Source organism: Flavobacterium sp. PL12 (assembly GCF_039123485.1).
GTDB lineage: Bacteria > Bacteroidota > Bacteroidia > Flavobacteriales > Flavobacteriaceae > Flavobacterium > Flavobacterium weaverense.
The window spans coordinates 1-6,445 of record NZ_JBANDI010000045.1 but is presented as its reverse complement, the minus strand read 5'-3'; the positions used below and the strand labels follow the sequence as shown (position 1 = coordinate 6,445).

The following is a 6,445-nucleotide window of genomic DNA, read 5'->3' as shown; positions in this document are numbered from 1 at the left end:
CTTCTTGTTCTTGACATAATTATGCTAATTTAGGGTTTTTAATCCTATCTTAAATCTAAACAAAAAGTTGTACCGTTTTTGGGGAGCAGCATAATCTAAAGAATCTTTAGATAACTATATACTCGAATTAAAAAATGATTTAGAAAATAAAAAAACAATAATAGGGAATCCTATAGTAGATAATTTAATTGAACTCTTCGATTTAGAAGCCCCGATTGAATTTAAATATTTAAAAATTTTATTTGATGAATTAATAAATAGACCGTACTCATTCAACCTAATATTGATGAATAATATTTTTTATTTTATAACTAAAAAATTAAAAGAAGATGATATAAAGCCGTTATCATTAGAAGTCGAAAAATACATAAAAATACTAACTGCTAATTATTCCCGCAAAGGATTAAATAATGAAGTAATTCCATTATTATGGATGTTCTCTTTAATCTCATTTTATCTAGACAAAGAACTTAAAGAATACTCTACATTAGGTTTTTTAAAAGGTTTAGAATCTATTTTTATAGTCAATACCAACAGAAATTACAATACTAATGAAAATAAAAAAGTAGAAATGAAAGGGAGAGATTTAATGTTAAATAGTGCTATTATATATGAAAAAATTCCTTCTGATATTTTCCAACAAGTAATAAATAATGGTAATTTGACAGGAACACCAGAAATAAAGGCAATATGTATTATGTTAAGGAGCTTTATTAAAGAATAAATAGCTAATTTAATTATCAATATTTACTAATCCTAATGAAAATAAATTTCACATTTAAAATATGAAAGATTTCCGCCTCTTGGCAATTCGTCCCTTAAAGGGAACAAGTGATAAATTCAAAAAAAACCTCCAACCTCAGGTAATATACAAGTTTTACCAAGATTTTAAATTTGTAGATAAAACCAATAATGAGGTATTAAAAGCTAATGGTAATCTTGATGATAATGAGATTATAGTTCTTTTCCCTAAGAAAATTACTTCCGCAATTTATTCTTCAGATCAACTTAATATAAATGTTAGTGCAATTGTCGGTCAAAATGGAAGCGGTAAAAGTAGTCTCATAGATTTTTACAATCTTATTCTTTACTATTTGGCATCTAACCATTTTAATACGATGGAATCTACAGATGTACAAATACTAAACGATCTTAGATTTTTAGTTCATTTCGTCAAGGAGTACTACAGCGAAATTAGAAAATATCAAGCTATAGATCATGAGCAGGTTTTAGATTTTTCAATTAATACTAATGAACTTGATGAAAATGCACTACTAGAGATGTCCAAAACTCTAATTTTGATTCTTGAAAATAGATATGTTTGGCCTTTTATTCCTTTTAAAGAAGCAAGTATAGAGCTTGAATTCAGTAATACCTTATGGAGATATTCTATTGAAGGAGTAAAACATTATGATATTAAAGCAGATAATACCTTGACCACGACTGACTTTATCTATAAAGAGTTTAACAGATCAGTTGCTAAAAAAATCAAAGAATTGATTTCAAATTATCACATTGAAAAAGATTTCAATGCAAAGCTACGTGATCAACTAAACTTTCAAATTTTTTACCAGATCGAAGATGTAAATTATTTAATAGAAAAAATTGATAATAAAGTAGATTTTCCAAAAGAAAGGCTGTTTTACACCATACTTTTAAATTATTCACTTCATTCAATGAATTCGAATAATTTAGGTACATGGGTTTATAAATTATTTCACAAAAATGATGGATACCAAACCCCAAATGTAATTAATCCATATAGAAGTAACGGGAATATTGACGTAAATTCAGAATTAGCATTATCAACAGATCGTCTGGTTTATAATATAATTGATCAATATCGAAGTTCAGAACAAGCTACAATTTTAAAGAAATATAAATTCAAAAAATTTATATTTAAATTGAAAAAGAATAATCACTACAATTTTAGTGAACTTACAATTGAATATCGTAACAAAGAAGTATTTTTAGATTTCGTCTCTCAGGTTCCCAGCCCAAATCGTTTTAGTCTGGAGCACAATAGCATTTTAGACTATAGTTTAGGTTACCTGATTAAAAAATTTCAAAAAATTTCCTCTACTTATATGACTCATTTTTATGAGCTTGAAGATCTTTCAAAAATGGATTTTCCAACACAAGTTGAGGAATTAGAAAAATGGCGGGCAAAAAAAGCTAAAGAGTTTCTTTTAAAATCTAATTCGCATGTGGCTAGAAAATTTAACCAGACCTATAATTTTTTAGTTAATTATGAATTTTGGCTGAGTAAGTTGAGCTTCTTGAATAATTGGGACATCCATAAAGAATTGCATTTAACTGAAGATGAATTAAAACAATGGATAAAAGTTGCTGAGGAAAAATTAGAGTTCAAAAAAATAGGAACAAATGAAATACTGAGTCAACTTTTTCCAGCTATTTTTGACATTGATATTGAATTTGAGAATGGGGGTTCAGTAATGAAATTATCAGATTTTAGTTCAGGCGAACAGCAGTATATATTTAATATTAATACGATAACCTATCATATTAATAACTTAAAAACAGTTGAACCAATTGCTGGAACTTTTTTAAAAAAATATAACTATGTCAATATAATACTTGATGAAATAGAATTATATTATCATCCGGAATACCAAAAAAGATTAGTACAAGATTTACTAGATGAAATTAAAAAACTTGATTCGTTGGGTGATCTGAAAAATTTTAATATTCTTTTTTTAACTCATTCTCCTTTCATACTGTCAGATATCCCTAATCAAAACATTTTAAGGCTTGAAGAAGGAAAACCTTCTACCAGAGAATTTGAGCAGACTTTTGGAGCTAATATTCATGATCTATTGGCTAATGATTTCTTTATGCAAGGCTTTATGGGAGAATTTGCTAAAAATTATATTAAAGAATTAATTACAGATATTGATAAAATCCCAGACAATGAAATTGTTGAAGCTACGTATATTCAATTTTTAGAAAAAATAAATTTAATTGGTGAGCCAATTATTAAAAACTCTGCCAAATCATTTCTTGATAAAAAATTTAAAGAAGTTTTAGTATTGACTATAAGACGAGAAGAATTAAAAAGAGAATTATTAATTGTTACTAAAAAATTATATAACAATGGGACCAATTGATTTTTTAAAATTTAATGCAGTTAAAAAAGAATATCTAGAATTCTATGATCTTAAAAAAGTAGCCGGTGAGTTAGCCGACTTAATTGCGAAATTTCCACTTTTTAAAGATTATATAAATTTCTTTAACGATGAACAAAAATTGGAAGACATTATTATTGCTGATAATAATGAGTTAATTAAAATAAAAGCATCGTTTGATTTATGCAAAATTAAGTTTGAATACGAGAATTGTACTTCTCCAGTATCAAAAAAAGGAAAGACGGAAAATTGTATGAGTTGCATAGCCTGTCAGAATAATAAAATGAAAAGAGATTTCCACTTGGAAATCATGAAAATTCTTGATTATGAAAATAAAGGAAAAGAATACCTTCGAAAAGTTTATTCAAAAATTGGAATGAAAACTTGCTATATATGTAATGCCCAGTATGCACTGACCATTGAACCAGAAACCCACGCTATAGGTATAAGTACACAGCAAAAAAGATATATTGCAAAATTTCAATTTGATCATTATTTACCAAAGAGCGAATATCCCGCATTGAGTATTTCTTTGTTCAATCTGCTTCCTATCTGCTCAAGTTGTAATACAATAAAAGGTAATCGAGAGATAGGAATTGATTTTCTATCAACGGAAAATAATAAATGGGAAGGCAAATTTACATTTAACATTTTAGAAAGTACTCTGACTTATTTTCTCCTTGACCAAGAACCAATTGAAATAGATTTTATAGACAAATACATTTATCCGCTAGGATTGGCCCCCATATCTGTTAGATATGATATTAAGGGAATTTATAATACTCAAATTGATTTGATAGAAGAACTAATCATCCGAAAGTTAAAATATTCTGAAACTTATAAAGATAAGCTAAGTATATCATTTCCTGAACTCTTTAAGAATGTTAATATCAATGAGCGGATAGAATTGGGGACCTATACTAAAAAGGAAGATATTCATAAACGTCCAATGACTAAATTCCTGCAAGACATTGATAAACAACTAGAAGAGTATTTTCAATAAGAAGTATCAAAAATAAAAGTTGATTTATTTTATTTTATAACTTTTACCCTCCCCTTTTTTGACTATTATCTGTAAGCTTCTTGGATATGCTTTTATTAATTTTCAATCATACTTATTGTATAATAGTATTTCACACTAACTCCCCAATATCAAAATCTTCCAAATCATTTTTTCGCAAAAAAGAAGAACCAGAATCCGTCTCTGCAGAAAGTGTACCGTCTAGCAGCTTGGCTATTTTTTGAGAAGCATCTTCGATAGAATTTTCCAATAGGTCGAATAATTCGGTTCCTTGTATTTTCTGAAGTAGGACTGTTGCTGTTTCCTTTTGAGAGGGTCTCATTTTCTCTTTTTTTAACAACTTTTGTACAGTGCTTAATTCTTCAAAGGTAACCCCTTGGGCAAAACCATTTTCGCCATCGGATATTCCATAACTATTCCATTCTTCTTCCTCATCCTCAAAATCAGGTACATTCCCAAAAACTTCATCCAGCTCTTCTGGTAGCATTTGTAATTCGACTTTTTCTTCGTCGATTTCAATGTCAAAATTATCATTAGTTTCTTCCTCTTTTTGCTTTTGACTTTCATTGACATTTTTTGGCACAGCAGGGCATCTTTGAGGCTTGGGCTGTCCCATAATATCGGGTAGCTTTGCATTGTTTTTATCATGTATTGGCTTTTGCTCCTGATATTTCTTAATGACTATTTTGTCTTGTAACAGCAGTACAATAATGATAAGCAAGCAAATTACGATTACTATTTCCATAACTTCTTTATAAAATGGGTTTGTATTTATCATTAAAACTCTTGGTAATCTGCTCACCAAATTCCTGAAAATGGTAATCTAGCATATTATCCAAATAAGCATAAATAGAGATCTTGTCTTCGCCTATCACCTGAACAATACGGGATAATTTTTCGTGGAAATCGGGTCTGATATAGACCGTTTTTCCGTCACGTGCATTGGTGTCAATTCTTTTGAAAAAGATACTTTCGTAATCCCCTTCGCTTCCCCGTTTCCCCCTACTCTTTTCCTTAATCGTCGATTTTTCCTTTGGAAGCACTTTAGAATTGATGTTTTCTATTTCCTTTTCTACTGGAATTTGTAAACCTTCTTTTTTTATCCCATCAACCATCAGGTTCATCATCAACTCTTCATTAATTTCGGGAGTAGATTTTTTTTTATTTTCTTTCTCCATAGTTCTAGCATTGAATGATTTTTAAAAATTCGTTCATAAATTGATCTAACTGACAAGCTTTCATCAAACGTTCATCAGGAGGCATTACAGTAGATCGAAATACAGTTTTGCTATGTTCTTCACTTTCTTTTCGAAAGCGGGTACTGTTCTTAATTTGGCTTTGCATTAAACTTAATCCCAAATGGTCGATTAGTTGGTTGTAAACTTTGTACAAAGGCGTACTTTCTCTACCATCCACCTGATTCCAAAACAGGTTAATTGTTTCTATAAAAGTTACTCCTTTTTTCATAATTACATCTTGTAGAAGCTGTGTAAAAATGAGTGTGCTTTCCATTACCAAACGATCTGCCGTAATTGGCGTAAAAATGTGGTGCATTCCAGCCAAAGCTTTCAGGATACCGGGAGTATTTACCGTTCCAGGGAGATCAAAGAATATAACATCTATAGCAACCGTAGATGTATTTAGAAATTCTTGTGCCGCTTCTAATACGCTTTCTGCTTTGTGCTGTATAATTGGATACGCTTTCTTGTTGATGGTAGTAAATTGTTTATAGGCTAGTTTTTTCAAATGCTCATTTTCCATTACCATGGAAAGGTCCCGAGATTTCATTTTAATTAAACTGTGCTGTGGAAAATCGGCATCAAATACGGCAACATTGTAACCCAATCGATAATGCATGGTACTTGCAACTAATGTTGTAAACGTACTTTTTCCGACACCGCCTTTTTGAGAAGAAAAAGCGATAAATTTTGTTTTGTGATTTGCATTCATATTTCAGTTTTTTTAATTTTTTATATTTTCAATTAATTGTAGATGAACATCTTCACTTAGTTGCATAGTACAGTATATCTATTCCTCGCTACCTATGGTTTTATGTAGTCAATTAGGTACTTAACAAAGTATCTATACATTTATCTGTGTCTTTAAATCTAGAGGTAAATAGATAAATATTTACCCAATGATTTACTTAGAAACCTAAATAGGTCTGTACTAAATCTTATAATTATATGATGCGACCCTTTGTTAAGACAACTTTTTCAAAAACTTAAGATAGTTTTTTTTTAGTTTTATTTTCCAGTTTCCTGGCTAAAATCGGAGA

6 protein-coding genes are annotated in these 6,445 nt (G+C 29.5%); 3 read left to right on the top strand and 3 right to left on the bottom strand.

The annotated features are described in order from the left end of the window. The first annotated feature begins 286 nt into the window (after positions 1 to 286). From RCH19_RS14475 to RCH19_RS14465, 3 genes are all read left to right on the top strand, one after another. Complete coding sequence (locus RCH19_RS14475) at positions 287 to 724, top strand: hypothetical protein (RefSeq protein ID WP_343023822.1); 438 nt, start codon at positions 287 to 289, stop codon at positions 722 to 724. Positions 725 to 785: 61 nt separating this feature from the next. Beyond that, the gene (locus RCH19_RS14470) at positions 786 to 3,128 is read left to right on the top strand and encodes a hypothetical protein (RefSeq protein WP_343023821.1); all 2,343 of its coding nucleotides are present in this window, start codon (positions 786 to 788) and stop codon (positions 3,126 to 3,128) included. Continuing rightward, entirely contained in the window at positions 3,115 to 4,149 is a 1,035-nt protein-coding gene (locus tag RCH19_RS14465) for a hypothetical protein (RefSeq protein ID WP_343023820.1), read from the top strand. Before RCH19_RS14470 ends, RCH19_RS14465 begins: the two co-directional genes overlap by 14 nt. Before the next feature lie 130 nt (positions 4,150 to 4,279). Here RCH19_RS14465 and RCH19_RS14460 read toward each other — a convergent pair whose 3' ends face one another. Genes RCH19_RS14460 through RCH19_RS14450 form a run of 3 tightly spaced genes read right to left on the bottom strand, consistent with a single transcriptional unit; the run spans position 4,280 to position 6,117 of the window. Continuing rightward, entirely contained in the window at positions 4,280 to 4,912 is a 633-nt protein-coding gene (locus tag RCH19_RS14460; RefSeq protein WP_343023823.1) for a conjugal transfer protein TraD, read from the bottom strand. A 7-nt stretch (positions 4,913 to 4,919) separates the two neighbouring features. Continuing rightward, entirely contained in the window at positions 4,920 to 5,345 is a 426-nt protein-coding gene (locus tag RCH19_RS14455) for a DUF3408 domain-containing protein (RefSeq protein ID WP_343023819.1), read from the bottom strand. Positions 5,346 to 5,349: 4 nt separating this feature from the next. Then, positions 5,350 to 6,117, bottom strand: coding sequence for a ParA family protein (locus RCH19_RS14450; protein ID WP_343023818.1), 768 nt, complete (start codon positions 6,115 to 6,117; stop codon positions 5,350 to 5,352). Positions 6,118 to 6,445: the final 328 nt, after the last annotated feature.

Coding starts and splice junctions, on each gene's coding strand:
- RCH19_RS14455 (WP_343023819.1), bottom strand. CDS start 5,345: ATGGAGAAAGAAAATAAAAAAAAATCTACTCCCGAAATTAATGAAGAG.
- RCH19_RS14460 (WP_343023823.1), bottom strand. CDS start 4,912: ATGGAAATAGTAATCGTAATTTGCTTGCTTATCATTATTGTACTGCTG.
- RCH19_RS14475 (WP_343023822.1), top strand. CDS start 287: ATGAATAATATTTTTTATTTTATAACTAAAAAATTAAAAGAAGATGAT.
- RCH19_RS14470 (WP_343023821.1), top strand. CDS start 786: ATGAAAGATTTCCGCCTCTTGGCAATTCGTCCCTTAAAGGGAACAAGT.
- RCH19_RS14450 (WP_343023818.1), bottom strand. CDS start 6,117: ATGAATGCAAATCACAAAACAAAATTTATCGCTTTTTCTTCTCAAAAA.
- RCH19_RS14465 (WP_343023820.1), top strand. CDS start 3,115: ATGGGACCAATTGATTTTTTAAAATTTAATGCAGTTAAAAAAGAATAT.